The organism is Acinetobacter chengduensis, assembly GCF_003664645.1.
GTDB lineage: Bacteria > Pseudomonadota > Gammaproteobacteria > Pseudomonadales > Moraxellaceae > Acinetobacter > Acinetobacter chengduensis.
Genome location: NZ_RCHC01000015.1, coordinates 1 through 25,026 on the forward strand (window position 1 = coordinate 1; position 25,026 = coordinate 25,026).

Below are 25,026 nucleotides of genomic sequence, written 5' to 3' on the forward strand. Positions count from 1 at the left end.
TACTCATAAATAATAAGATGTGTGAGTGATAAGCAAGACATTCTTCACCAACCTATTTAATACATCGTACTATAGCTATAAATAAAACAGTAACCCAGAAGGTTATCTAAAGCTCAATAGAATCCGAGTTAATCATAATGCTTTGATGGATGAGCTAGAAATGGTTATTTCGCTAAGCATGTAAACAAATGAGCCCAAATCCTAAAAGAATTCTTTATCAAAGATGGGTAAAACTATTGCTTATCTTCATCATCAATAGATCCCTGAACAAATCGCTTTCTATATTCTAGTCAGTTTACATTTAATTTATCGTTGTAATCGTAGAAGCATTCATGATAAATCAATTGAGATTGAGCAACGTAATCGCTTTTGTGACCTAGAGATAGATACCATTGTAGCTAAGGAACATCAGCAATCATTAGGTTCCATCGTTGATCGTAAAACTAGTTACTTGTAGCTGAAGAAATGCTAACACCTAAGGTAAAGGAATTCAGCCAAATAGCCCTCATTCTACTCAAGCCGATTAAAGATCAACTAAAAATAATTACCGTAGATAATAATAAAGAGTTCAGTCTGTATGAGTCCGTTGCTCAAGTACTAGAAATAGGCTGATATTTCGTTCATTCATATAGTGCTTGGCAAAGAAGCATCAGTGAAAATACCAATGGCTTAATCAGGCAATATATTAAGAAAAGCAGTGATTTGAAGATGTATAAAGATGTTTATATTTCAGAAACTATTCAACGTTTAATTCATTGGCTAAGAAAAAGAATCGGCTTTAAAAGTCCGAATTAGGCACTATCAGCATAACATGGTGTTGCACTTTAAATGCTAATTTAAAAAATCTAAATTTCGGGTGTAGAGGGAAAATTCTTTACTTTACAAGTCACATCTAAGTTTATTTAGAGTGGAGACATTCTAATTTTATGGCGAAACATGCTTTTTTGAGGTGATTTTTTGGCTAAAAAATAGAAAATTTTCAATTTAATTTCGTTTTTATTGACCAAAATTACTCATTTCAATAAGACTAAAGTGATTAAGTTTTAAAAAAATCCTAGATTTGGCTCTTTAAATAAGTGAGATTCGTATCTCATTTGTTATGTGAAAAACTATCAATTTTTTTAAAAAATGTGAAATATAACCTATAAATAGAGCTTATTAATACATAATTACTATTATTTAAAATAGTATGAACTGCATCATGTTATTTATATTAAATTTGAATAATAATTCAAATTTAGCGATATTTATGAAGGTGTTAATGTTTTGTATTTAATTATAAGATATTGAAATAAAACAATAAAAAATATTTTTAATTACCCATTCATCTTCCGATGAATGGCTTTGATTTTTTAGTTTTAATTAACTTTAATATGCATATTCCCTCAGTATTTAATAGCCAAAGGTGATTTATGAGAAAGTTAAATTTTTTAGCGATGACACTAGGCTGTTTGCTGTTTACCGGTTGCATGAGCACTACAAAAATGGGTACAGCTGGAGCTGAGCGCAAACAGTTTATGATGATTCCTGAAAAAGCATGGAATGCTCAATCAGATAAATCTTATAAGCGCTTTGTGAATCAAGCAAAAGATAAGCAAGTATTGGTGATTGATCGTAAGTTGGATCATGTATTAGAAAACCTAAGATCAGAAGCTGAGGTTTTTCGTACTGGGGCGAAGGCTTGGAACTGGGATATCAAAGGGAATTTGAATGGTGAACTGAATGCGCATTCACTACCAGGTGGCAAAATTATTGTAAATACGGGTTTATATTGGGGCTTAAAACTCAGTGAAGATGAGCTTGCATTTGTAATTGCACATGAAATGGCACATTCACTACGCGATCATAACCGCGAAAAGGCATCAATTATGTTGGCAAGTAATGTTGCGCTATTAACAGCTACGGCAGGTGTTGGTGGGATTGCTTCAGCAGCAGCAAGCGCTGCTAGCCAAACTGCAATGATTCCGAAAGGCTGGAATCTTGAAGTTGAAGCTGATCTGATTGGTTTAGATATTATGTCTCGTGCAGGATATAACCCAGATGCGGCTGTAAAATTTTGGAATAAGTTCCAAGCTGAGAGTATTCGTCGCAAAGCATATAATGTTAAGCCTTTGATGAGTGATGACTTATTTACAAAACGTATGGAAAATATTGAAAAACATTTGCCATCAATGCAAGTGAAATATGAACAAGCTCTAGCATTAAAAGGTCAAGCTGATCGTTATACAACACAAGCGATTGTTAAAAACTAATGTAAGAAACTAATATGTAATGTGTTCCAAGTTTAGGGTGCCTTCAGGCGCTCTTTTTTTATGGGCGAAGGCTCGATGAAATTATAATTATTAGTTAATAAAGTTTGTATAAATTATAATCAAGCAAGCTGAATAGAATTCATGGTAAAATGATCAACTTTCATCTTTGATCTACTTTTGATCTTCCATCTGCCAGCCGAGAATTGCTAGCCATGTCTACTGCTTATACCATGCAGACAGCGCCTAAAGCGTTGTTTGATTACGACAAATATTGGGCGTCATGCTTTGAACCAGCGCCCTTTTTGCCGATGTCACGTGAGGAAATGGACCAACTCGGTTGGGATAGTTGTGACTTCATTTTTGTTTGTGGTGATGCTTATATCGATCATCCATCATTTGTGACAGGTATTATTGGTCGTACTTTGGAAGCACAAGGTTTTCGCGTAGGTATTATTTCTCAACCTGATTGGACGTCTGCGGAAGCCTTTAAAGCACTGGGTAAGCCGAATATTGCATGGGGTGTATCGGCAGGGAACATGGATTCAATGATCAACCGTTATACGGCTGACCGCAAAATCCGTTCAGATGATGCCTATTCTCCAGATAATCTACCTAATAAACGCCCAGACCGTGCTGCAACAGTATATTGCCAGCGTGTACGTGAAGCGTATCCAGATGTCCCTGTGCTGTTAGGGGGAATTGAAGGTTCTTTACGTCGTATTGCGCATTATGACTATTGGTCAGATAAAGTTCGTCGCTCAATTTTGATGGATTCAAAAGCCGATTTACTCATGTATGGTAATGGTGAGCGTTCAATCATTGAGGTCATGCATCGTTTAGCCAAAGGCGAAAAAATTACAGATATTACCGATGTTCGTGGTACTGCATTTATTATTAATAAGCATAATCGTGCGTCTAAAGCGAAGTTTGTAGAAATCGCATCAAATGACGTGGATACCATTGGACGTGTAGATCCAATCATCAATCCTTATGTGATGACAGAAGATTTGGATGGTTGTGAGATTGAACAGGACAAAGGTAACAGCTTAGCCAATTATCAAAATTTCAAAAAAGAATTGGTTGCAAACCCGATTGTACATGAAGGTGATCAGCTCGATAGCGACACTCAAATTGTACAGCTTCAGCCATCATCGAAAGCAATTAAACACAAATTGCCACCGCGTGAGTTGGCTGTGATTCGTTTGCCTGCTTTTGAAGAGGTGGTCAATGATCCAGTACTTTATGCACATGCCAATCGTATTTTGCATTTGGAAACTAATCCAGGGAATGCGCGTGCATTGGTGCAAAAGCATGGCGAACGTGATGTATGGTTAAATCCACCGCCTATTCCGTTAACCACGGAAGAAATGGATTATGTATTCGACCTGCCTTATGCACGTCTGCCACATCCAGCTTATGGTGAAGCGCGTTTCCCAGCCTTTGACATGATTAAGTTCTCTGTGAATATCATGCGAGGTTGCTTTGGTGGTTGTACCTTCTGCTCAATTACGGAACATGAAGGTCGTATCATTCAAAACCGTTCAGAAGAATCGATTCTTCGTGAAGTGGAAAAAATTCGTGATACAGCACCGGGCTTTACAGGGATTATTTCAGACTTAGGTGGGCCAACTGCCAACATGTACCGTTTGGCATGTAAAGATCCTGAAATTGAAAAGAACTGTCGTAAACCATCGTGTGTATTCCCTGGCGTATGTCAAAACTTACATACGGATCATGCACCTTTAACACAGTTATATCGTAAGGCACGTGCGTTAAAAGGTATTAAAAAGATTTTGATCGGTTCAGGTTTACGCTATGACCTTGCGGTATTAAACCCTGAGTATGTGAAAGAGCTTGTAACGCATCATGTGGGTGGTTATTTAAAAATTGCACCTGAACATACCGAAAAAGGTCCATTATCGAAGATGATGAAACCAGGTATTGGTACTTATGATCGTTTCAAACAAATGTTTGATCGTTTTAGTAAAGAAGCAGGCAAAGAGCAGTACCTAATTCCTTACTTTATTGCCGCGCATCCGGGTACCACGGATTACGACATGATGAACCTTGCGGTTTGGCTGAAAAAGAATGGTTTCCGTGCCGATCAGGTACAAACCTTCTATCCTTCACCAATGGCAACGGCAACGACGATGTATTACACCGGTAAAAACCCGTTGGCGAAAGTCGCGCGTTATACCGAAGATGTAGACATTGTGAAAGGTGAGAAGCGTCGTCGTTTACATAAGGCATTCTTACGCTATCATGATCCAAATAACTGGCCACTATTACGTGATGCTTTAAAGGAAATGGGTCGCCAAGATTTAATTGGTAATTCAAAGCAACATTTGATTCCGACCTATCAGCCTGCAAGTGTAGAAGGTGAGTACAAATCGGCACGTAAGAAAAACTCGAGTGTGGCAGGGGATTCACAAAAACGTAGTTCGGATAAGACGAATGCAGGGCGTCCTTCAAATACCAAAAAACGACCTGAACGTGGACAAATATTGACGCAACATACGGGTTTACCACCACGCGAAACTGGTGATAAAAAACCTTTCGCTGGTACTAAGCCTAAAGGAAAATCTAAGCCAAAATCACGTGCTTAATTTTTAGATTAAAATTTTAAAAAGGATGCTTCGGCATCCTTTTTTATGTGCATGATTTTTGGGGCTACATGAACTCTATATTGGTCTGGTTTTGAATCTCCTTTGGCGCTGAAACGCCAAGAGACCAGTACCTAATATGCAGTTTGTCGGAATTGTAGATGGGTTTTTAAATCTGTGCTTGCCAGCTTTTCTGGGAATGATCTACAGTATGAAATAAGGCAAATGATTTGCCTTTGCTGTTCTGGTCCAATGGATTGAATATTTGAAAGTTACACTATCTTGTAAACTTGAATATACGTTTCGTGAGGATTGGAAGCAAATTGATGATTTGGACAATTTAAAATAAAACAGACTGTACACTCCATAGCATATCCTCGCTTTTCTAGGGTGGGTGAACGCTACGAATACAGTCCGAATGATTATAAGAAATGTAAAGGATTATTTAACATGGCAATTTATATTGTAATAGGGAGTATTTTACTCTTCTGTATGCTGATGATTGCTTGGAAAAGTTTAGAAACTGGAGACAAGCAACAGGATAGCGCGCTTAAACAACGTGCGATCTTTAATATCAATGAGCAATTGACCTATACGCGTTTGAAGGAAATTTTACCCAGTCATATCGTACTGGCGCACGTTTCTTTTGATGCCTTATTAACAACTAAATATTATCGGACTCGTAATAAGTACCGTAATATGGTGGCTGATTTTGTGATTTTAGATCAAAATCAACAGGTTACTTCAATTATTGCGCTAGATGATCCAATGGTGCTAAAGCGCCCACAACTTGCACAGTATCAAGATGCTTTGCTGGAAATGGCGGGATATCGTGTGGTGCGATATGACGATGTACCTGAGTATTTTCAACTTCGTGAAGATTTTTTAAATCCCAATGTGTCAATGTCAAATACTGTTAGCGTGAATGGCTTAAAGAAATATCATCTTTATTCCGACCTTGAACGTAAGAAAGTGAAATTATTGAGCTAACTGTTCAATTCAATTTATTCGTTATTTAAAAAAAGCATGCTGAGGCATGCTTTTTTATGTTTAGACGAATTATTTAAGCTGTTGCGATGGGTTTAACCGCTACAACGGTCATTTCAACCAATACTTCAGGCAAATACATTTTTGCTTCTATACAAGTGCGGGGCAAAGCCTGAATGTCTGCAACCCATGCATCCCAAACTTCATTAAAGGCAGCATAGTCTTGCTCAATATCTTTTAAATAAATGGTCACAGACATGATCTGACTTTTGTCTGTACCTGCATCTGCCAAAAACTGGTCGATGATATCAAGCGTTTGTTGGGTTTGGCCTCGAATATCTAATTGGGTATCTGTGGCGAGCTGACCTGCCAAATGCACTAGATTTCCCGCAATAGCAATTTCAGAAAAACGCGAAGAAACGTGGAGTCGTTGTACAGTCATGAATTTAGTCCTGTGTTTTTGGCATACATGCAGCCACAAGTGCGGTCAATAGACAGCCAATAGCTAAATAGATGGCAACATAATGCCATGAACCATTGCCCCAAAGTACCAGTGCTGCAGCAATAAACGGCGTAAAGCCACCGCCAATAATACTGGCAACTTGATAGCCGACCCCAGCACCACTATAACGATATTCAGTACCAAAAAGTTCAGTGAAGATGGGTTGATGCACACTCACCACCATGTCATGTGCAATGTTGGCAAGCAAAATAGCAAAGACGATAATTAGCCATGTATTTTGTGCATCTAAAGCCATAAAAAAGGGAAATGCTGACAACGCACCAATTAAGCCACCCAATATACACATTTTACGATGATCAAAGCGGTCGGCAATCCAAGCAAAACAGGGAATACTCAGGCAACTGATCGCTCCGACCATGAGAGTGATATTCAGAAAAAATTGCTTATCCATACCGAGGTTTTGGGTCGAATAATTTAAAGCAAAATTGGTCACCAAATACATGGTTAATAGTTCAGTCAAACGTAAAGCAATAATATATAGAAAGGCTTTTGGATGTTTACTGATGGCTTGCAAAATCGGCAATTTTGCCTGAGTTTGTTTGGGTTGTTGTACCTTATTAATGAACTCTTGTGATTCTTCTTGACCATGTCGAATCCACATAGCAATCGCAATTAAGACAATACTAGCAATAAATGGTAGACGCCAAGCCCATTCTGCAAAGGCTTGTTCACCTAAAGTGGCTAAAATCAGTGAAACAGCACCTGTAGCAAGGACAAGGCCCACACCATAGCCGACTTGTACGCCACTACTATAAAAAGCTTTTTTGCCTTTGGGCGCATTTTCAACGGCCATTAATGCAGCACCACCCCATTCACCACCGACTGCAAAGCCCTGTATGGCACGGAATAAGACCAATAACACAGGTGCCCACCAGCCAATGCTTTCATAGTTTGGCAGTAAGCCTATACCAACAGTCGAAAGACCCATGAGTATCACGGTAATGACTAACATTTTTTTACGGCCGAGCTTGTCGCCAAAATGACCGAAAACCACACCACCCAAAGGGCGAAATAAGAAGCCTACGCCAAATGTTGCAAGGGCCGCCAAGGTGCCCATATTAGAGCCAATACTTGGAAAAAATTGATCTTTAAATACGAGGGCGGCGACAATGCCGTAGAGCAAAAAATCGTACCAATCGACAACAGCACCAACAAAGCTACTTAAGGCTGCTTTACGCGCACGTTGTTCGGAAGAAAGCGAAGATGGTGTGACTGAAGAAGAAGCGGGGGACATGCGAGAAAGGTATTCCATGAATGACAGCAGAGATGTCCTGCAATATTCGGATTGATCGTCACGCCAATCACAGGACATTATGCTGAAAGTAAAGGTGATTTTCAGCATCTCAGCGTATACATGGATAAATGCATCGCGCTGATAGATTACTCTATATTGCAGTAATGTGAAGTATAAATTGCTTTAATTTTATTCTTTTGTGTAAAAGTTGAGCGTTGTGAACTATTTAAAGTAAACAAAGTTGAGCATCGAGCTGCGCTTCACTTAATTGATAGACGCCAATACCAATTAAACGAAATTGTAAGTCTGGTGTAATATGCATTTCTTCGAGGAGCTGTACTAAGGCTTGATATAGATCATCTTTACTGTTTAAAACATGCTTAAAGCTTTTACTATGTTGTATTACATGAAAGTTTTTAAGTTTGAGTTTTGCAGATACGCCACGGGCATGAAGTTGTTTCTTTTCCAGAGCATGCCAAACTTGATCAATCAATTTTGGCCAATAGGGCCAGCATTGTTGTAAATTCAAGTCCGTATCAAAGGTGGTTTCTTTGGAAATTTGCTGACGTTGGCGTTCTGTTTGCACAGGTCGCTCATCGATACCTTGTGCATATAAAAAGAGTTGTCTGCCATATTTTCCAAAGTGCTGAATGAGCATATTTTCATCAATATGCTGTAAATCGCCCAATGTTTCTAAATTTAAGCTTTTGAGCTTTTCTTGAGTGACTTTGCCCACTCCTGGAATTTTCTTGAGTGCCAAGTGCTGTATAAATTGTTGTACTTGATGTGGCTTAATCACACAAATGCCATTGGGTTTATTCCAATCCGATGCAATTTTGGCCAAAAACTTATTGGGTGCTACCCCAGCAGAGGCAGTAAGGCCTGTGGTCTTTAAAATATCGGCGCGAATGTGTTCAGCTACGGCAGTTGCACTGGGGAGCTGTTGCAAGTTTTCAGTTACATCTAGGTAAGCTTCATCTAAAGATAGAGGTTCAATGTGTGTGGTGTAGTGCTGAAAAATTTGATGGATTTGCGCTGATACTGCACGATATTTTTCAAAATTAGGCTCAATCACTGTCACGTGTGGGCAGAGTTTACGTGCTTGGCTCATCGACATGGCTGAGCGGAGGCCAAACTCACGCGCAGGATACGAGGCTGCACAAATTACGGCCCGTGGATGGTGCGAAGACACCACAACAGGTAAGTGGCTAAGCTCGGGACGCTCTCTTAATTCCACAGAGGCATAAAAGGCATCCATATCAATGTGAATTATTTTGCGCATAGACGGATTTTAACTGCTTGAGCGGGACTTATTTAGGAACTGTTTTGCCAGCCTGTTGAAGTGGAGATAAGCCATTTTTCTGTAAAAAGGCATACCATTGTTTTTGACTTCCTTGAAATACGTTGAGATCGACCGTTGTGGGTATACCTTTAATTTGACCTTGATTGGTATGTTGCCAAAATAACCACTCAGGTTGATCTTTTAAATCAGGCTTGCCTTTGTACTCACGTACCCATAAAGGTGTGTGCTTAAACTCACCTGCTAATACAATATTATAAAAAGACTTAGAGACATAAAAAATAGGTTGCTTGCCGTAGTGCTGTGCCAAACGATCATGCATATATTGAATTTCTTGTAGCATTTGTTGTTTGCTATAGGTATTAATACATTGGCTGTCATATTCAAGGTCTATCACAGGGGGCAAAGCATCATTTTTATTAGGTACTGTGGCAATAAAATTTTCGGCCTGAATTTTACCATCACGGCACAGTCGATAAAAATGATAAGCACCGACTAAGAAACCACGCTCACGGGCTTGTAACCAGTTATCTTGGAATTTAGTATCTTTAAAGTCGCCACCTTCAGTAGCTTTTAAATATACGAATTGAAATTTTTCAGGGGAGATTTTATTCCATTGGATCTCTTTTTGATGATGTGAAACATCAAAGCCTTTGACTGGATATTCTTCTGCACTTGCAGGTTGATGAGGCGCCAATAGCATATAAACCAGTAGTGCAATCATCGCTAGACCTGTTAGCCCAATGACGGGGGAATAGGTACTCAGTGCAGATGATTTTTTCATAACAGATCAAAATCTTTTAAAGAGATGACTATGATAGCGCGAAGTTTCTGAGCACACTATGTACTTTCTGCATCCTTATGCATCTTGATTTATGGATGGCATTAAACCGCCGTATGTTTAGGTATTTGCCAAAAAATAAGTGCAGTAATCAGGTTAATTGCACCCAAGCATATTAGGGTAATGTGGAATGCACTCAGAAGATGAGCAGGACCATAATAAGCCATAAACATATTCACCAATGTGCCTGCCAAAGCCACGCCAATACTCATGGATACCATCATGATCATGGATAAAAAGCTGTTGCCACTACTGGCATCTTGTTGTGGTAAATCTTTTAAAGTCAGTGTGTTCATTGACACAAACTGCAATGAGTTCAGCAGACCAAAAATGAAGAAATGACCAATTAAAATCCAAGTTGGGGTGGACGGTGTACTCAGTGCAAAACTCGCAATACAGCCACCAACAAGCAAAGTATTGACTAATAATACATTGCGGTAGCCAAAGCGCTGGATGATTGGGCGAATGATGGGCTTAGAAACCAATGAACCTAAAACTGTTGGGATCATCAGTAAACCTGTCATTAAAGGTTCTAGACCAAAGGCAACTTGGAGCATAAGTGGCAACAAGAACGGCATGGCATTGCCACCCAAGCGGGCGAAGAAATTACCAATAATGCCGATAGCATAAATACGATGTTTAAACATCTTGCTACGGAATAAGGCATTTTGATGGGTATGCGCATGCACGGCATACAGCAGAGCTGCAATTAAACCCACCAACATTAAGCCGAGGCTCCACCGTAGGGAATTTTCCACGCTGGCAAATTGCTCAATACCTAAAGTCAGGCCAGCCATGGCAATCACTAAAAGAACGAAGCCACTCAAGTCAAAACGCTGTACGGTTGGCTCTGTGACATTCGGCATGGCCTTGAATGTAATGCAACAGCCTAAAAGACCCATAGGTAAGTTAATTAAAAAAATCCAATGCCAACTGGTATGCTCAACCAACCAACCACCGAGTGTTGGGCCCATGAGTGGGCCAATGAGTCCAGCAAGACTCATTAAACTCATGGCCGATAAAAATTGCGTGCGCGGAATAACCTTAAGCATCGCTAAACGGCCTACGGGTAAAAGCAATGCACCGCCAATGCCTTGAAGTACGCGAAAACACAACAATTCGTTTAAGGAGCTAGACAGGCCACAGCCCAACGAAGCCAAAGTAAAAATAATGATCGCACTAAAATATGTATTTCGAACCCCAAAACGATCGGCCAGCCAACCACTGAGTGGAATACAGGCCGCCACAGAAAGCACATAAGCCACCACCACACTGTGTAATTGCAGTGGATCTTCGCCTAAGCTACGCGCCATTGCTGGAATAGCGGTGTTGACAATGGTGGTGTCGAGCCCTTGCATAAAAAAGCCAATAGACACCAGCAAAACCAAAAGTCTAAATTCGGGCTGTAGGGCTTGATGGGTGGGCGTGGCATTCATATATGTATAAACTGAAGGTTTTGAAACATTTTATAGCAATATTTGGCGAGGCTTGTAGTAAAAGCTTTTCATCATTGCAGTGATCTTTTGCAAGAAAACTGTAATGAAAGCTTCATGATGATGCAATCTTGTGTTTATAAATTGTTCATATTTTTTATAAAAGATGAACTAAAACATGAAAATACAATTTTCAGCATTAATGCTTGCTATGCTTTCGTTGGGATTGGTTGCCTGTAATGATAGCAATGATAATAACAGCGTTGAAGTTCCACCAGTAGTGGAAGAAATGACCCCAAACAGCATTGAATTAATCAAAATCGGGCGTTATGAGTCTGGTGTATTTGGAGCAAGTGCCGCAGAAATTCCTGCTTATGATGCAAGTAGTCAGCGTCTATTTGTGGTAAATGCTCAAAAAGGTATGGTAGATGTGTTGGACTTTAAACAGCCTTCGACACCTCAATATGTACAGTCATTGGATGCGAAAAAATATTTAGCCAACTCGGAAGTAAATAGTGTTGCCGTACATAATGGTATTGTGGCTTTGGCTGTACAGGCAGAGGATAAAACGCAAGCGGGGATCGTGGCCTTTTTCAAAGCGCAGGATTTAAGCTTTATTAGCCAAGTCAGCGTTGGTGCATTGCCTGATATGCTGACCTTTAGTCCCGATGGCAAAAAGGTTTTAGTTGCGAATGAAGGCGAACCCAATGAAGGTTATGCCATCGATCCTGAAGGTTCTGTAAGTATTATTAATATTCAAGATATTAATAAGCCAACCGTGAAGACAGCGAACTTCCAAGCATGGAATAGTAAAAAACAAAGCTTAATTGATGCAGGGGTACGTATTTTTGGCCCTGATACCAAGAGTTATGCAGATCTGGCGACAAAGGGATTACAAACCACCACTGTGGCACAAGATTTAGAGCCTGAATATATCGCAATTAGTGCAGATGCTAAAACAGCTTGGGTGAGTTTGCAGGAAAATAATGCCATTGCCGTTTTGGATTTAGTCAAAGATGAATTCATCGATATTTTCCCGATGGGCTACAAAGATCATGGCTTGCCTGAAAATGCTCTAGATGCGAGTGACCGCGATTGCTTAGTTGGGGCGATAGATAGCAATGGTCAAAGCATTGCCAGTTGCGATAAAGATGCAGGGATGATCAATATTAAGTCTTGGCCTGGGCTGTATGGCATGTATATGCCAGATGCAATTGCTCAATATCAAGTGAACGGTAAGCCTTATTTGGTTACTGCGAATGAAGGCGATGCACGTGAATGGCTTAAAGATGAAGATGCCTACTTTAAAGGAGATGACCTGACTCAAGGTTATGCTGAAGAGATTCGGGTGAAGCATCTCTTTAAAAAAGCAGGGTTTGATCTTAAAGGGGATTATGCAGCGCATTTACGTCATATCGTGCCGGGTGTGACGGGTGCAAAATTAGATTCAAGCGTATTTAAACCTTGTGTTACAACAGATGCGAACGAAGTGTGTGCAGAGAATTTGATTAAAGATACACAAATTGGTCGTTTAACCATAAGCTGGACACAAGGCTTTAAACGTGATGCTTTAGGTCAGCCTTTACTTGAAAATGGCAAATTGGTGTATGACAAATTGTATGCCTATGGCGGTCGCTCATTCAGTATCGTTGACCCGACCACGCGTCAAATTATTTGGGATTCTGGGAGTGAATTTGAACGTAAAATTGCGGAGTTATTTCCAAAGCAATTTAATAGCAACCATGAAGCCTTTAAATTTGATGATCGAAGCGACAATAAAGGCCCAGAACCTGAAGGCATTACATTAGGTCAAATTGGTCAAAAAACCTTTGCTTTTATTGGTCTGGAACGTGCTAGCGGTATTATGGTGTATGACATTAGCAATCCTCAGCAAGCACAGTTTATCCAGTACTTTAATGACCGTAATATCAACCAAAGTGATATTACCCAACAAGGTGATTTAGGCCCTGAAGGTCTGATTTTTATTGCAGCCAAAGATTCACCAAATGGCCAACCTTTATTGGTTGTGGGTAATGAAGTGAGTGGCTCAACCGCGGTTTATCAGATTAAACTAAAATAAATAAAGATTTAAATGCATTGTTTTATTTATGTTTTTTATTTTAGTCATGAGAAAAGCACCGCACTAAATTGTATGAACACAAGATAAACTGTCATAATGCGAACGAGTCCTTCAGTTACTGGAGGACTTTTTTCATTATGGAAAAGGTGTATTGTTTTTATGACAATCGAAATTTTGATGGTCATAGGCTTCTGTCTGGCGGCCTATTCAATTGTCGGTAATGACGTACCTCAGACTTTAGGTACATTTATTTCATCCAATGCACACCGTCCATGGTGGGTATTGTGGTTGTATATCAGTACGATTTTAGTCGTGGTGTTAATGTATGGTTGGTATGCATCAGGTACAGGCGATGCGTCATACGGACGTTTGGAAACGATTCCATTTCCAAAAGAAGGCATAACGTGGCTATATATCGTGCCACCAGTGTTACTTATTTTATTGACCAAATACGGGATTCCCGTGAGTACAACCTTTTTGGTACTTACGATCTTTTCGCCAAGTAGTTTGGGGTCAATGCTCACCAAATCCATGATGGGCTATGCGGTTGCTTTTGTGGTAGGCATTATTGTTTACCGCTTTGTCATTAAACAGATTTCGGTGTATTTCAGTAAAACCCGTGACCAAGAACCATCACATATTTGGATTGGTTTGCAGTGGATTTCAACGGCGTTTTTATGGAGCCAATGGTTAATTCAAGACTTAGCCAATATCTTTGTTTATTTGCCAAGACAAGTGCCACTGAGTTTTATGATTTTTGCCGTAAGCCTCTTTGTTGTGCTTTTGGGCGTGATTTTATACCAGCGCGGTGGGGCAATTCAAAAGATTATCGACACCAAAACTGGGGTTGCAGATATTCGTTCAGCCACGATTATCGATTTTATTTATGCCACGATTTTGTTAGTGTTTAAAGAGTGGAGCAATATTCCAATGAGTACCACATGGGTATTCTTAGGTTTACTTGCAGGCCGTGAGTTTGCTATGTCTATGCATTTGCATGAAGTCAACAAGTACCGTACTTCGCGTAATGTGAGTAAAGATGCCATGAAACTGATGATTGGCCTGATTATGAGTATTGTATTGGCTACGACGTTGCCTTGGTTCTATCGGGTTATCTCAGCTTGAATCGAGTGAAAAAAAGCGGACATTAAGTCCGCTTTTTTGATGTTTCATTTTAGGCGTATTACACCACAAATTGTTTTGGACAACTCAGATTTTTCAGAGCGTTTAAAATTTGCTTAGATGAATTACACACAATGAGTTTGGCACGATGTTGAGGAGGCAAGAAGCCTTCTTGCACGGCATGGTCTAATTGCGCAATAAGTGAATCATAAAACCCGTTTACGTTATACAGCATCATGGGTTTTTGATGCTGATTGAGTTGGCCCCATGTGGCAATTTCTAAAATTTCTTCAAAAGTGCCTAAACCACCAGGCAAAGCAATAAATGCACTGGCACGTTCGGCCATCATGGCTTTACGTTCATGCATGGTTCGTACAACGTGTAACTCGGTTAGCGTGTTGTGCGCAATTTCATAATCCAGCATAAATTCTGGAATTACGCCTACAGCTTCACCACCTTGTTGAATGACGGCATCAGCAACTTGGCCCATGAGTCCGATACTTGCACCACCATAGACCAAGCCAAAACCGTGATCTGCCATATTTTTGGCCAAAGCCACTGCTTTTTCTAAATAAATAGGATTGTTACCTGAGCGTGAGCCACAATACAGTGCAACAAGGGGAGTGGTTGTTTTTGGGGAGACTTCTTGTAATTGATTCGACATATTGAATACGCTGTTCATCATTGTTTTTATTACCTTAGCACGTTATTTTTAACGGCTCTAGCCTAACTTTTAACGATGACGTATTTATGTCGAAATGCGTAATTCTGAGCAAAAAAACGCAAATAGTCATTGCATAAAAAAGATGAAATTTTGTCTCATCTTGATATACTAAAAACTTGTTTCACCAGATATGAACGAACATGGGCAGTGATAGTTGTCACTCGGCACGTATAAAATTTTTAGAAATAAATATTCCAATCGCCTTCGCGCGTCTTTTATTCCTCACACAGCATATAAGTAGTTACGCCACTCAGGCTGAAATTCAGGAGCATAACTCATGATCTTCGAATGGATGTCAGACCCGTCTGCTTGGGTAGGCTTACTCACGCTGGTGGTTTTAGAAATTGTTCTCGGCATTGATAACCTTGTCTTTATTGCGATTCTGGCGGAAAAATTGCCCCCAGAACAGCGTGATAAAGCACGTAAAGTCGGCTTATTACTGGCGCTATGTATTCGCTTAGTCTTGCTGGCATCAATTGCTTGGGTCATGACGCTGATTACACCACTGTTCCACGTCTTTGAGCATCCTTTCTCGGGACGTGATCTGATTCTGTTATTTGGTGGAGTATTTTTGCTGTTTAAAGGCACCATGGAATTGCGCGAGCGCCTTGAAAATAAGCCAATGCTCAAAGAAGAAAATCCCGTACACGCAACGTTTTGGATGGTGATCATTCAGATTGTGGTGTTGGATGCAGTATTCTCGTTAGATAGCGTGATTACAGCAGTGGGTATGGTGAAGCAATTACCCGTCATGATGATTGCAGTGGTGATCGCTGTAGGCATTATGCTCTTGGTATCTAAACCACTGATGAATTTCGTCAACCGTCATCCGACAGTGGTCATTTTATGCCTATGTTTCCTAATGATGATCGGTTTTTCGTTGTTGGTTGAAGGCTTCGGTTTCCATATTCCAAAAGGTTACTTATATGCCGCAATCGGTTTCTCTGTACTGATTGAATTCTTAAATCAGACCATGCGCCATAATCAAGAAAAAATGGTGACGACAACGGATTTACGTTACCGTACTGCTTCCGCTGTAATGCGTATGCTGGGCGGTAAAAGCGCCTCAGAAACTCAAAACGACAACCATGAAGATGTTTTGGCGACTCGTGCATTTGCTGATGAAGTCTTTGACGAAGACAATGGGGTCTACCATAGTGTAATGGTACAAGGTGTTTTGGGGTTGTCCGAACGTCCTGTAAAATCTGTGATGACACCTCGCCCTGAATTAGAGTGGATTGATTTAGATGAAGATGCTGAATCAATTCGTGAGCAGTTATTAAGTACGACACATTCACGTTTAATTGTTGCGCATGGTGAATTAGATAATATTGCTGGTGTAGTGTTAACCCACAAAGTGATGAATGAATATATTGAAACTGGTGAAGTCAATTTTGAGAAACACCTGCGTGAACCTGTGATTGTGCATGAAAATGCTCAAGTGCTCATGGTGATGGAGCAAATGCGTCAAGCACCATTGCAAATGGCTATTGTGTTAAATGAATATGGTTCAATTGAAGGGATTGCAACACCTATTGATGTGCTGGAAGCCATTGCGGGTGAATTCCCTGATGAAGATGAGTTGGATACCATTGCGGAAAGCTTAGAAGATGGTACGCTGATGTTAGAAGGTTCAACTGATATTCGTCATGTATCATTATTATTGGGCTGTGATTTGGTAGATGAGTCGGAGCAATACTCGACACTTTCAGGCTATATTTTATTTCACTTAGGGCGTTTGCCTGAAAATGGTGAAAAATTAACAGCAGATGGTCATATTTTTGAAGTCGTGACAATGGACGGTCATAAAATTGACAAGGTTCATGTGATGAGTGTGCAGAACCCAAGCGAAGAACACTAAATTTCAAGCCTAAAGTGATTTATGATTTTGCTAAAATAGCCCACTCAGTTGGGCTATTTTTAATTCAAAATTTGCAGAGTAAAAAACATGTCAGAAATGCAGTGCCCATGTGGCGTAGGAATGTATGCCGAGTGCTGTCAGCCATTACATACAGGCCAAGAGCGAGCACAAACCGCGGCCCAATTAATGCGTTCACGTTACAGTGCCTTTGCCTTACAGCAGATTGATTATATTGTTCAAACAACCGCACAAGGTCAGCAAGCTTTTTTAGATATTCCTGCAATTACTGCATGGAGTCAGGATAATCAATGGCTGAAATTAGAGGTGCTACAAGCGCAAGAAAAGCTAGATAAAAACCATGCTCAAGTTGAATTTAAAGCACATTATCATGATGGCCAACAGGCACAGGTACACCATGAAATTTCACATTTTGTGAAACACAATACTGCTTGGTATTTTCTCGATCCAACCGTAGAGATGAAAATCACCATGAAACAAGCGTGTATTTGTGGTTCAACGAAAAAATTTAAGCAATGCTGTGCGCAATTTCTATAACTTTTTCTAAAATTTGACTTAGAATAGCGCGCATCTTTTACCCATCAGCGGATGAAGGGCAATGTTACTCACCATTATTTATATCATTGCAATTACGGCAGAGGCCATGACAGGAGCGTTGTCTGCGGGACGGCGTAGTATGGACTGGTTTGGGGTAGTTCTGATTGCTTGTGTGACTGCCTTAGGTGGTGGCTCAGTGCGTGACGTATTGCTGGGACATTATCCGCTGACTTGGGTGAAACATCCCGAATACCTGATTCTGACTTGCTGTGCAGCTTTTGTGACCATTTTAATTGCGAAATGGATGCGTCACTTACGCAATATCTTCTTATTACTGGATGCCTTAGGCCTGATTGGCTTTACCATTATTGGTTGCCAAATTGCATTGGAAATGGGACATGGTTTTGTGGTGTGTGCAGTTGCGGGTGTTTTAACAGGCGTATCTGGAGGGATTTTACGTGACATTTTATGTAACGATGTTCCTTTAGTCTTCCGCCGTGAGCTGTATGCGTCTATTTCCTTTGTTGCAGTCATTTGCTATTGGATCTGTCTAGAACTTGGTTTGTCTCTAGAGTTAACCGTCATTGCCACCTTAGTCTTTGGTTTTAGCTTACGTGTTATTGCTATCTATTTTGGCTTAGAAATGCCGAAATTTATTTATAAAGACGATGACGAACAGTCAGCATCTTCTAAAGACCTATCTTAGTTTCATAGTAGAATGGCTGTGAGTGATCACGGTCATTCTGCATCTCGCACAATACTTAAAATAGCAAAATCATAATTCCTGTTGTGAAAGCAGCATACATTCTTTCACCCCATCAGAGATCTTGTTATGGATTTAGTCTCACGCATACAGCGTCTGCCAATCGGACGCTTTCACTACACTTTATTGTTGGTCATCGGGCTAGGTTGGATGTTTGATGCCATGGATACGGGGTTAATTTCCTTTATCTTGGCCAAAATGGCTGAAGACTGGGCCATGACGCCTGCTGAAAAAGGCTGGGTGGTATCTATTGGTTTTGTGGGTATGGCGATTGGTGCCGTGTGCTCAGGCGCTTTAGCCGACCGTATAGGACGTAAAACTGTTTTTGCTGTTACTTTAGTTATTTATAGCCTTGCGACAGCGGCCTGTGCCTTTGCTCCCAATTTAACTTGGCTGTTGCTGTTTCGTTTTGTGGTGGGTCTAGGTTTAGGTGGTCAGCTTCCTGTTGCCGTGACTTTGGTCAGTGAATATATTCCTGCTCATGTGCGTGGGCGCTTTATTGTATTACTAGAAAGTTTTTGGGGCTTGGGCTGGTTGGTGGCAGCTTTGGTTTCTTATTTTGTGATTCCAAATTTTAATTGGCATGCCGCCTTTTTAATCGGTGGCCTACCTGCACTATATGCCATCGTCATTTGGAAATTTGTGCCTGAGTCTATTCCGTATTTAATTAACCGTGGTCGTCATGCTGAAGCACATGCCTTGGTGAAAAAAATTGAAGCCAAGTGCGGTGTAGAGGTGATTGAAATATTTGAAGTGAAGCCCGTAGCACAGCAACAAAATGTGTCATTTAAACAACTCTGGTCGGGTGTATTCGCACGCCGTACCCTGATGCTATGGCTTATTTGGTTTGGTATTGTGTATTCGTATTATGGCATTTTTACTTGGTTGCCAAGTTTGCTGGTCAAACAAGGCTATACCATTGTGCAATCGTTCGAATATGTACTGGTGATGATTTTAGCGCAGTTGCCTGGTTATATTGTGGCTGCTTGGTTGGTCGAAAAATTAGGACGTAAAGCCACTTTGGCAGGCTTTATTGGCATGTGCGCAGTATCGGCTTATTTCTTTGGGCAAGCTGAAACGGTGACTATGATTGTGGTCTGGGGCTGTTTAATGTCTTTCTTCAATCTCGGTGCATGGGGCGTACTGTATACTTATACGCCAGAACAATATCCAGCCAACATTCGCGCTTTTGGTTCAGGTTGGGCGGCAGCCATTGGTCGTATGGGCGGTATTGTTGCACCTTTGGCGGTAACGCACATGATGGTCATGAACAATGGCTTTAGTATGGTCTTTACCATGTTTACCGCTGTATTGTTTGCAGTTGCCTTTGTGATTTTGGTGTTGGGTGAAGAAACCAAAGGTAAAACGCTTGAATCTTTAGGTTTATAAGAATGATGGGTTTTATTTGTTAAGACCCGTTTGACGGTCATTGATGGTTCGCGTGAAAAAAACGCAATGCTGACCTAAAGCAACGAACAGCAGGTGTTATAGATGAAATGCTATGGCCTGCTGTTTTTTTGTGCTGTAAAAATTAAATTAGAAGTTGAACATTTATCATAAAGTGGATAATTTTACGGCAATAGAACTGTCTGAAGACAATAATTGTCGCTGTGTGTAAGTTTCGCCACTTGTGTCCAGCACGGTAGAGACATAGCATAAGAACCCATATACAAAAACGAATTTATTAGGATTAAAGGTTGTTATGACAAGCCTTGCGCATCATGCGACAGAAAACCGTTCCGTAGCAGAATTTACCGAACAAGCTTATCTTAATTACGCCATGTACGTGATTATGGACCGCGCTTTGCCCCATATTAGTGATGGTCTTAAACCTGTACAACGCCGTATTGTCTATGCCATGAGTGAGTTAGGCCTCAAGCCTACAGGTAAGCCAAAAAAATCTGCACGTACTGTGGGTGACGTCTTGGGTAAATATCACCCACATGGTGACTTGGCGTGTTATGAAGCCATGGTGCTGATGGCGCAGCCATTTAGCTATCGTTATCCATTTATTGAAGGGCAAGGCAACTGGGGTTCACCCGATGATCCGAAGTCTTTCGCAGCCATGCGTTATACCGAGGCCAAGTTATCGGCATATAGTGATTTATTGCTCTCTGAATTGGGTCAAGGCACTTGTGATTGGCAGGACAACTTTGATGGTTCAATGAAAGAACCTGTGAATTTGCCTGCGCGTGTTCCTAATATTTTGTTAAACGGAACAACGGGTATTGCAGTCGGGATGGCTACCGATATTCCACCGCATAACTTACGTGAAGTCGTTAAAGGTACGATTGCGCTGATTCGTAATCCAAACCTAACGGATGAGAAAGTTGCAGAATATATTCCTGCGCCTGACTTACCAACCAAAGCTGAAATTATTACTTCACCCGATGAACTGCTGAAGATTCAAATTACAGGTCGTGGTAGCTACCGTACACGCGCAGTTTATACGATTGATAAAAACGAAATCGTGATTACTGAGCTACCGTACCAAGTTTCTGGTTCCAAAGTGATTTCGCAAATTGCAGATCAAATGCAGGCAAAAAAATTGCCATTGGTCAGTGATTTACGTGATGAATCGGATCACGCCAATCCTACACGTTTAGTGATTGTATTACGTTCAAATCGTATTGATGCTGAAGCGGTGATGAGCCACTTATTTGCAACGACAGACCTTGAATCTAGCTACCGCGTCAATATGAATATGATTGGTGCAGATGGCCGTCCGCAAGTGAAATCGATTCGTCGTATTTTGCTGGAATGGATTGAGATTCGTAAGACAACAGTTACACGTCGTTTGCAATATCATTTAAATAAAATCGAAAAGCGTTTGCATATTTTAGGTGGCTTAATTGTGGCCTACCTCAATATTGATGAAGTGATTCGAATTATTCGCGAAGAAGATCAGCCTAAACCGGTATTAATGGAACGGTTTGGCATTGATGAAATTCAGGCAGAAGCCATTTTAGAGCTCAAGCTACGTCATTTGGCTAAACTTGAAGAAATGGAAATGCGCCGTGAGCAAGAAGAATTGGAAGCGCGAGCAGCCGTAATTCGTGAACAATTGGCCAACCCTGAGTCACTAAAATCATTAATCATTAATGAACTCAAAGACGATGCGAAAAAGTTTGGCGATGACCGACGCTCGCCAATCGTGCAACGTGCAGAGTCTCATGCCATTAATGAACAGGACATGATGCCTGCGGATCCTGTAACGGTGGTGTTGTCTGAAGCAGGTTGGATTCGTTCAGCCAAAGGCCACGAAGTGGATGCTGAAAATCTGAATTTCCGTGCTGGCGATCAGTATTTAAGTCATGCACAAGGTAAATCAAATCAACGTGTATATGTGTTGGATGAATCAGGGCGCAGTTATGCCTTGGCGATTAATACTTTGCCTTCGGCACGTGGCTTAGGTGAACCTTTAAGTTCAAAACTGTCTCCTGCAAGTGGAGTTGGCTTTAAACAAGTGTTTATTGCAGATGATGATGCCGAGCTATTGGCACTGAGCGATAAAGGTTATGGTTTCAAAACCCAAGCGAAGAATTTAGACACCAATGCCAAAGCAGGTAAGGCTTTCCTGACTTTATCTGATGATGCAAATCCGTTGCCTTTACATGCAATTGAGCAACATACGCATCTTGCACTGCTCAGTTCAGCAGGCCGTTTATTGTTAATTGACCTACAAGATTTACCGAGCTTGAATAAAGGTAAGGGTAATAAATTGATACAACTTGAAGGAAAAGATCAAATTGTATCCATGACAACACTTAACTTAGATGAAATAATTCAAGTGCTTGCAGGGAACCAACAATTAAAGCTAAAAGGCGATGACTTGCAGAAGTACATCGGGAAGCGTGCCTCTAAAGGCGTACTCTTACCGAGAGGATATCAAAAAGCGAATAAACTGTTGATTCAAAGATAACACTAGCATCCATTGATCGAAATACGTTATATATGCATATATTCGAGAAATGGATGCGATATTAAGCAGCAACAAGTTAAATAAAGAATGCTTAATATTGAGAAAAACAGTTGAATTATTAAGGATTTATACAGGAGAATTGGGCATTATGGAAAAGATTTGGTTGGCAGAATACCAAAAAACAGGAATTCCAGAGACTGTAGAGTTACCGCCAGAAAATACCTCATTGGTAGATATCTTTGAACGTAACTTCCAAAGATTTGGTTCACGTGATGCCTTTATCTTCATGGATAAAACCATTACTTTTGACCAGTTAGAAGAAGCAAGCCGTAAATTTGCGACCTATTTACAAAGCTTAGGTTTGGCAAAAGGCTCACGTGTTGCAGTTATGATGCCAAACGTACTGCAATATCCAGTGGTTGCTTTAGGTGTATTCCGTGCGGGCCTTGTTCTTGTTAACGTAAACCCACTCTATACAGCACGTGAATTAGAGCATCAATTAAATGACTCAGGCGCTGAAGCGCTCGTGATTGTTGAAAACTTTGCTTCTGTTTATCAAGCAATTATTGGTAAAACACCAGTGAAGCATGTAGTGATTGCTTCTGTAGGTGACATGTTAGGTGCATTAAAAGGCACATTAGTGAATTTCGTATTACGTTCTGTACGTAAGCAAATTCCAGCTTGGAACATTCCAGGCCATATTCGCTTTAATGCAGCGATGGCAAAAGTCAGTGCCAATAATTATAAACGCCCGAGCCTAACTTTGAGCGATACAGCTGTATTGCAATATACAGGTGGTACAACAGGCGTTTCTAAAGGTGCAGAGTTGACTCACCGTAACCTTGTGGCAAACATGTTGCAATGTGATGGTATTTTCCAAAGCAAATTTGGCCAACAAGATGGTCAGCCAGATGACCGTATCTTCTGTGCATTGCCGTTGTATCACATCTTTGCATTTATGGTGTGCGCGCTTTACGGGATGTACAAAGGCCAAGCCAACGTACTAATTCCGAACCCACGTGATCTTCCAGCAGTCATTAAAGAATTACGTAAATACCAGCCGACATTCTTCCCAGCTGTAAACACATTGTTTAATGCATTGGTTAACAATGAAGAGTTTAAACAGCTTGATCACAGCAAAATGAAGATGGCGATGGGCGGTGGTATGGCTGTGTTGCCATCTACAGCTGAAGCGTGGAAAAAAGTCACTGGCACTAACATTATTGAAGGTTACGGTCTTTCTGAAACTTCACCTGTTGCAACGGCAAATCCGCCTGCATCAATGGAATTCAGCGGTACAATTGGTATTCCATTGCCACTGACTGAAGTTGCAATTTTAGATGATGATGGCAATGAAGTTGCTTTGGGCGAGCAAGGCGAAATCTCGATTCGTGGCCCACAAGTGATGAAGGGCTATTGGAATCGTCCAGATGAAACTGCCAAAGTGATGTTTAATGGTTACTTCCGTACAGGTGACATCGGTGTGATGGACCCACGTGGTTATGTGAAGATTGTAGATCGTAAAAAAGACATGATCTTGGTTTCAGGCTTTAACGTTTATCCAGCTGAAATTGAAGAAGTGATTGCGAAGCATCCAAAAGTGCTTGAAGTTGCAGCCATTGGCGTACCTGATGAAAAATCAGGTGAAGTGCCAAAACTGTTTGTGGTGAAAAAAGATCCGTCTTTAACCACTGAAGAGATTCTTGCCTTTGCTAAAGAAAACTTAACAGGCTACAAACGTCCACGTTATGTTGAATTTATGGATGAATTGCCAAAATCGAACGTCGGTAAAATTTTACGTAAAGATTTGCGTAAAACTGCTTAATTGTTTGATCCATAAAAAAGCGCCTTAGGGCGCTTTTTTTTTGTTCACGATGTTAAATAGTTTTTTTCATTAGCCAGCGATCGAAATAGCGTCGGCCTACACCAAAAACACCCAAGAAAATAAACATGGTGCCAAATTGGCGACTGAATCCTGAGCGGTTAAAGGTGCCATAACTTAAAATATTATCGATCAGGCAAAATACTAAAATGGCCAGTGCCCAATGCCAAAGAGGCCAGCGTTTAATGGCTGTGGCATAAAAAGAAATCCACATCATCACAAAGGTGAGTAGGGTGGACCATACATTTAGATTGGCACAAATCACACACAATAAGAAGGCCGCAATGGGAAGAACGACTTTTAATACACGATCAACTTGCTTCTGATGACCGCGTTGCTGCGCTAGTGCATCATAAATTTGCTGTTGTTCTGGACTGACCATGGCAGAACCTATATACACAATTTAATAAAACACTCTATTTAACAAAATTTATTCACTAAATGCCATGCTATGATGCTTTTAAATACTTTTCATTATGAGAAAAAACAAATGCAAAGCATAAGTGGGATCATTTATCTCATTTTGGGGGCTTGTCTACTCCCTTATGTTTTTACGATGATTGCCAAAAAAGCGGCGGGTTTTACAGCCAAAGATAACCAAAACCCACGAGAGGCATTAGCAAAATCAGAAGGTTTAGCCAGTCGTGCCCATGCCGTACAGCAAAATAGCTTTGAAAGTTTACCTTTATTTATTGCAGCCGTACTGATGGCTGAATATATGGTCATGCCACAACGCTTGATTATGACCTTTGGTATTGCATACTTGGTATGTCGGGTAATCTACGGAATTTGCTATTTAAAAAATTGGGCAGCTTTACGCACAATCGTGTGGTTACTGTCGATGCTGTGTCCTGTGACCTTGTTGTTATTGATTATCAAATTGACGTCTTAAGTTTTTTTAGATGAAATTTTAAGACGAAGATGCAAAATCACAAAAAATGAAA

At 40.6% G+C, this 25,026-nt stretch carries 19 protein-coding genes; 12 read left to right on the forward strand and 7 right to left on the reverse strand.

Translation table 11 applies throughout. The features are described 5' to 3' along the window. Positions 1–1,412 precede the first annotated feature (1,412 nt). The 3 genes from D9K81_RS12870 to D9K81_RS12880 all read left to right on the forward strand — a co-directional run bounded on the left by D9K81_RS12870 (position 1,413) and on the right by D9K81_RS12880 (position 5,845). On the forward strand, positions 1,413–2,252 hold the full coding sequence (locus tag D9K81_RS12870; RefSeq protein ID WP_227602012.1) for a M48 family metallopeptidase: 840 nt from the start codon (positions 1,413–1,415) through the stop codon (positions 2,250–2,252). A gap of 212 nt (positions 2,253–2,464) precedes the next feature. Beyond that, on the forward strand, positions 2,465–4,858 hold the full coding sequence (locus D9K81_RS12875) for a YgiQ family radical SAM protein (RefSeq protein ID WP_120373755.1): 2,394 nt from the start codon (positions 2,465–2,467) through the stop codon (positions 4,856–4,858). Positions 4,859–5,305: 447 nt separating this feature from the next. After that, positions 5,306–5,845: a DUF2726 domain-containing protein gene (locus D9K81_RS12880; RefSeq protein ID WP_120373754.1), complete on the forward strand. Its 540-nt coding sequence runs from the start codon at positions 5,306–5,308 to the stop codon at positions 5,843–5,845. A gap of 73 nt (positions 5,846–5,918) precedes the next feature. On the opposite strand, the gene D9K81_RS12885 is transcribed toward D9K81_RS12880, so the two are convergent. The 5 genes from D9K81_RS12885 to mdtD form a co-directional block, all read right to left on the reverse strand. Beyond that, positions 5,919–6,284 carry a RidA family protein gene (locus D9K81_RS12885; protein WP_120373753.1) on the reverse strand — a complete coding sequence of 122 codons (366 nt, stop codon included), beginning with the start codon at positions 6,282–6,284 and terminating at the stop codon, positions 5,919–5,921. 4 nt (positions 6,285–6,288) lie between these two features. Continuing rightward, on the reverse strand, positions 6,289–7,599 hold the full coding sequence (shiA, locus tag D9K81_RS12890; protein ID WP_120373752.1) for a shikimate transporter: 1,311 nt from the start codon (positions 7,597–7,599) through the stop codon (positions 6,289–6,291). Between the two features lie 226 nt (positions 7,600–7,825). Next, a complete protein-coding gene (dinB, locus tag D9K81_RS12895) occupies positions 7,826–8,881 on the reverse strand; it encodes a DNA polymerase IV (protein ID WP_120373751.1) in 1,056 nt (351 codons plus the stop codon). A gap of 28 nt (positions 8,882–8,909) precedes the next feature. Next, complete coding sequence (locus tag D9K81_RS12900) at positions 8,910–9,683, reverse strand: glycoside hydrolase family 25 protein (protein ID WP_120373750.1); 774 nt, start codon at positions 9,681–9,683, stop codon at positions 8,910–8,912. Between the two features lie 101 nt (positions 9,684–9,784). Continuing rightward, positions 9,785–11,176 (reverse strand): multidrug transporter subunit MdtD, encoded by a 1,392-nt coding sequence (mdtD, locus tag D9K81_RS12905; RefSeq protein WP_120373749.1) that lies wholly within the window; start codon positions 11,174–11,176, stop codon positions 9,785–9,787. 175 nt (positions 11,177–11,351) lie between these two features. Here mdtD and D9K81_RS12910 point away from each other — a divergent pair, with 175 nt between their 5' ends. Both D9K81_RS12910 and D9K81_RS12915 read left to right on the forward strand, forming a co-directional pair. Beyond that, on the forward strand, positions 11,352–13,253 hold the full coding sequence (locus D9K81_RS12910) for a choice-of-anchor I family protein (RefSeq protein WP_120373748.1): 1,902 nt from the start codon (positions 11,352–11,354) through the stop codon (positions 13,251–13,253). Positions 13,254–13,412: 159 nt separating this feature from the next. Continuing rightward, the gene (locus D9K81_RS12915) at positions 13,413–14,378 is read left to right on the forward strand and encodes a hypothetical protein (protein WP_120373747.1); all 966 of its coding nucleotides are present in this window, start codon (positions 13,413–13,415) and stop codon (positions 14,376–14,378) included. Between the two features lie 58 nt (positions 14,379–14,436). Here D9K81_RS12915 and D9K81_RS12920 read toward each other — a convergent pair whose 3' ends face one another. Then, positions 14,437–15,057, reverse strand: coding sequence for an LOG family protein (locus D9K81_RS12920; protein WP_120373772.1), 621 nt, complete (start codon positions 15,055–15,057; stop codon positions 14,437–14,439). A gap of 319 nt (positions 15,058–15,376) precedes the next feature. Between D9K81_RS12920 and D9K81_RS12925 the strand changes: the two genes are divergently transcribed. The 6 genes from D9K81_RS12925 (at position 15,377) to D9K81_RS12950 (ending at position 24,025) form a co-directional block, all read left to right on the forward strand. Continuing rightward, positions 15,377–16,960: a TerC family protein gene (locus tag D9K81_RS12925; RefSeq protein ID WP_120373746.1), complete on the forward strand. Its 1,584-nt coding sequence runs from the start codon at positions 15,377–15,379 to the stop codon at positions 16,958–16,960. Between the two features lie 87 nt (positions 16,961–17,047). Next, positions 17,048–17,515 (forward strand): YchJ family protein, encoded by a 468-nt coding sequence (locus tag D9K81_RS12930; RefSeq protein ID WP_120373745.1) that lies wholly within the window; start codon positions 17,048–17,050, stop codon positions 17,513–17,515. A gap of 61 nt (positions 17,516–17,576) precedes the next feature. Continuing rightward, entirely contained in the window at positions 17,577–18,221 is a 645-nt protein-coding gene (locus D9K81_RS12935) for a trimeric intracellular cation channel family protein (protein ID WP_106983840.1), read from the forward strand. A 126-nt stretch (positions 18,222–18,347) separates the two neighbouring features. Then, a complete protein-coding gene (gene niaP, locus D9K81_RS12940) occupies positions 18,348–19,667 on the forward strand; it encodes a niacin transporter NiaP (RefSeq protein WP_106983841.1) in 1,320 nt (439 codons plus the stop codon). A gap of 313 nt (positions 19,668–19,980) precedes the next feature. Further along, on the forward strand, positions 19,981–22,200 hold the full coding sequence (gene parC / locus D9K81_RS12945; protein WP_120373744.1) for a DNA topoisomerase IV subunit A: 2,220 nt from the start codon (positions 19,981–19,983) through the stop codon (positions 22,198–22,200). Between the two features lie 148 nt (positions 22,201–22,348). After that, positions 22,349–24,025, forward strand: a complete 1,677-nt coding sequence (locus D9K81_RS12950; RefSeq protein ID WP_120373743.1) for a long-chain-fatty-acid--CoA ligase — start codon at positions 22,349–22,351, stop codon at positions 24,023–24,025. Between the two features lie 52 nt (positions 24,026–24,077). Here the strand turns inward: D9K81_RS12950 and D9K81_RS12955 are convergent, their stop codons facing one another. Then, positions 24,078–24,464: a hypothetical protein gene (locus D9K81_RS12955; RefSeq protein ID WP_120373742.1), complete on the reverse strand. Its 387-nt coding sequence runs from the start codon at positions 24,462–24,464 to the stop codon at positions 24,078–24,080. A gap of 108 nt (positions 24,465–24,572) precedes the next feature. Between D9K81_RS12955 and D9K81_RS12960 the strand changes: the two genes are divergently transcribed. Next, the gene (locus D9K81_RS12960; RefSeq protein WP_120363929.1) at positions 24,573–24,974 is read left to right on the forward strand and encodes an MAPEG family protein; all 402 of its coding nucleotides are present in this window, start codon (positions 24,573–24,575) and stop codon (positions 24,972–24,974) included. Positions 24,975–25,026 lie beyond the last annotated feature (52 nt).

Coding starts and splice junctions, on each gene's coding strand:
- shiA (WP_120373752.1), bottom strand. CDS start 7,599: ATGTCCCCCGCTTCTTCTTCAGTCACACCATCTTCGCTTTCTTCCGAA.
- mdtD (WP_120373749.1), bottom strand. CDS start 11,176: ATGAATGCCACGCCCACCCATCAAGCCCTACAGCCCGAATTTAGACTT.
- D9K81_RS12935 (WP_106983840.1), top strand. CDS start 17,577: ATGTTACTCACCATTATTTATATCATTGCAATTACGGCAGAGGCCATG.
- D9K81_RS12880 (WP_120373754.1), top strand. CDS start 5,306: ATGGCAATTTATATTGTAATAGGGAGTATTTTACTCTTCTGTATGCTG.
- D9K81_RS12910 (WP_120373748.1), top strand. CDS start 11,352: ATGAAAATACAATTTTCAGCATTAATGCTTGCTATGCTTTCGTTGGGA.
- dinB (WP_120373751.1), bottom strand. CDS start 8,881: ATGCGCAAAATAATTCACATTGATATGGATGCCTTTTATGCCTCTGTG.
- parC (WP_120373744.1), top strand. CDS start 19,981: ATGACAAGCCTTGCGCATCATGCGACAGAAAACCGTTCCGTAGCAGAA.
- D9K81_RS12875 (WP_120373755.1), top strand. CDS start 2,465: ATGTCTACTGCTTATACCATGCAGACAGCGCCTAAAGCGTTGTTTGAT.
- D9K81_RS12900 (WP_120373750.1), bottom strand. CDS start 9,683: ATGAAAAAATCATCTGCACTGAGTACCTATTCCCCCGTCATTGGGCTA.
- D9K81_RS12870 (WP_227602012.1), top strand. CDS start 1,413: ATGAGAAAGTTAAATTTTTTAGCGATGACACTAGGCTGTTTGCTGTTT.
- D9K81_RS12920 (WP_120373772.1), bottom strand. CDS start 15,057: ATGAACAGCGTATTCAATATGTCGAATCAATTACAAGAAGTCTCCCCA.
- D9K81_RS12960 (WP_120363929.1), top strand. CDS start 24,573: ATGCAAAGCATAAGTGGGATCATTTATCTCATTTTGGGGGCTTGTCTA.
- D9K81_RS12915 (WP_120373747.1), top strand. CDS start 13,413: ATGACAATCGAAATTTTGATGGTCATAGGCTTCTGTCTGGCGGCCTAT.
- niaP (WP_106983841.1), top strand. CDS start 18,348: ATGGATTTAGTCTCACGCATACAGCGTCTGCCAATCGGACGCTTTCAC.
- D9K81_RS12885 (WP_120373753.1), bottom strand. CDS start 6,284: ATGACTGTACAACGACTCCACGTTTCTTCGCGTTTTTCTGAAATTGCT.
- D9K81_RS12925 (WP_120373746.1), top strand. CDS start 15,377: ATGATCTTCGAATGGATGTCAGACCCGTCTGCTTGGGTAGGCTTACTC.
- D9K81_RS12930 (WP_120373745.1), top strand. CDS start 17,048: ATGTCAGAAATGCAGTGCCCATGTGGCGTAGGAATGTATGCCGAGTGC.
- D9K81_RS12950 (WP_120373743.1), top strand. CDS start 22,349: ATGGAAAAGATTTGGTTGGCAGAATACCAAAAAACAGGAATTCCAGAG.
- D9K81_RS12955 (WP_120373742.1), bottom strand. CDS start 24,464: ATGGTCAGTCCAGAACAACAGCAAATTTATGATGCACTAGCGCAGCAA.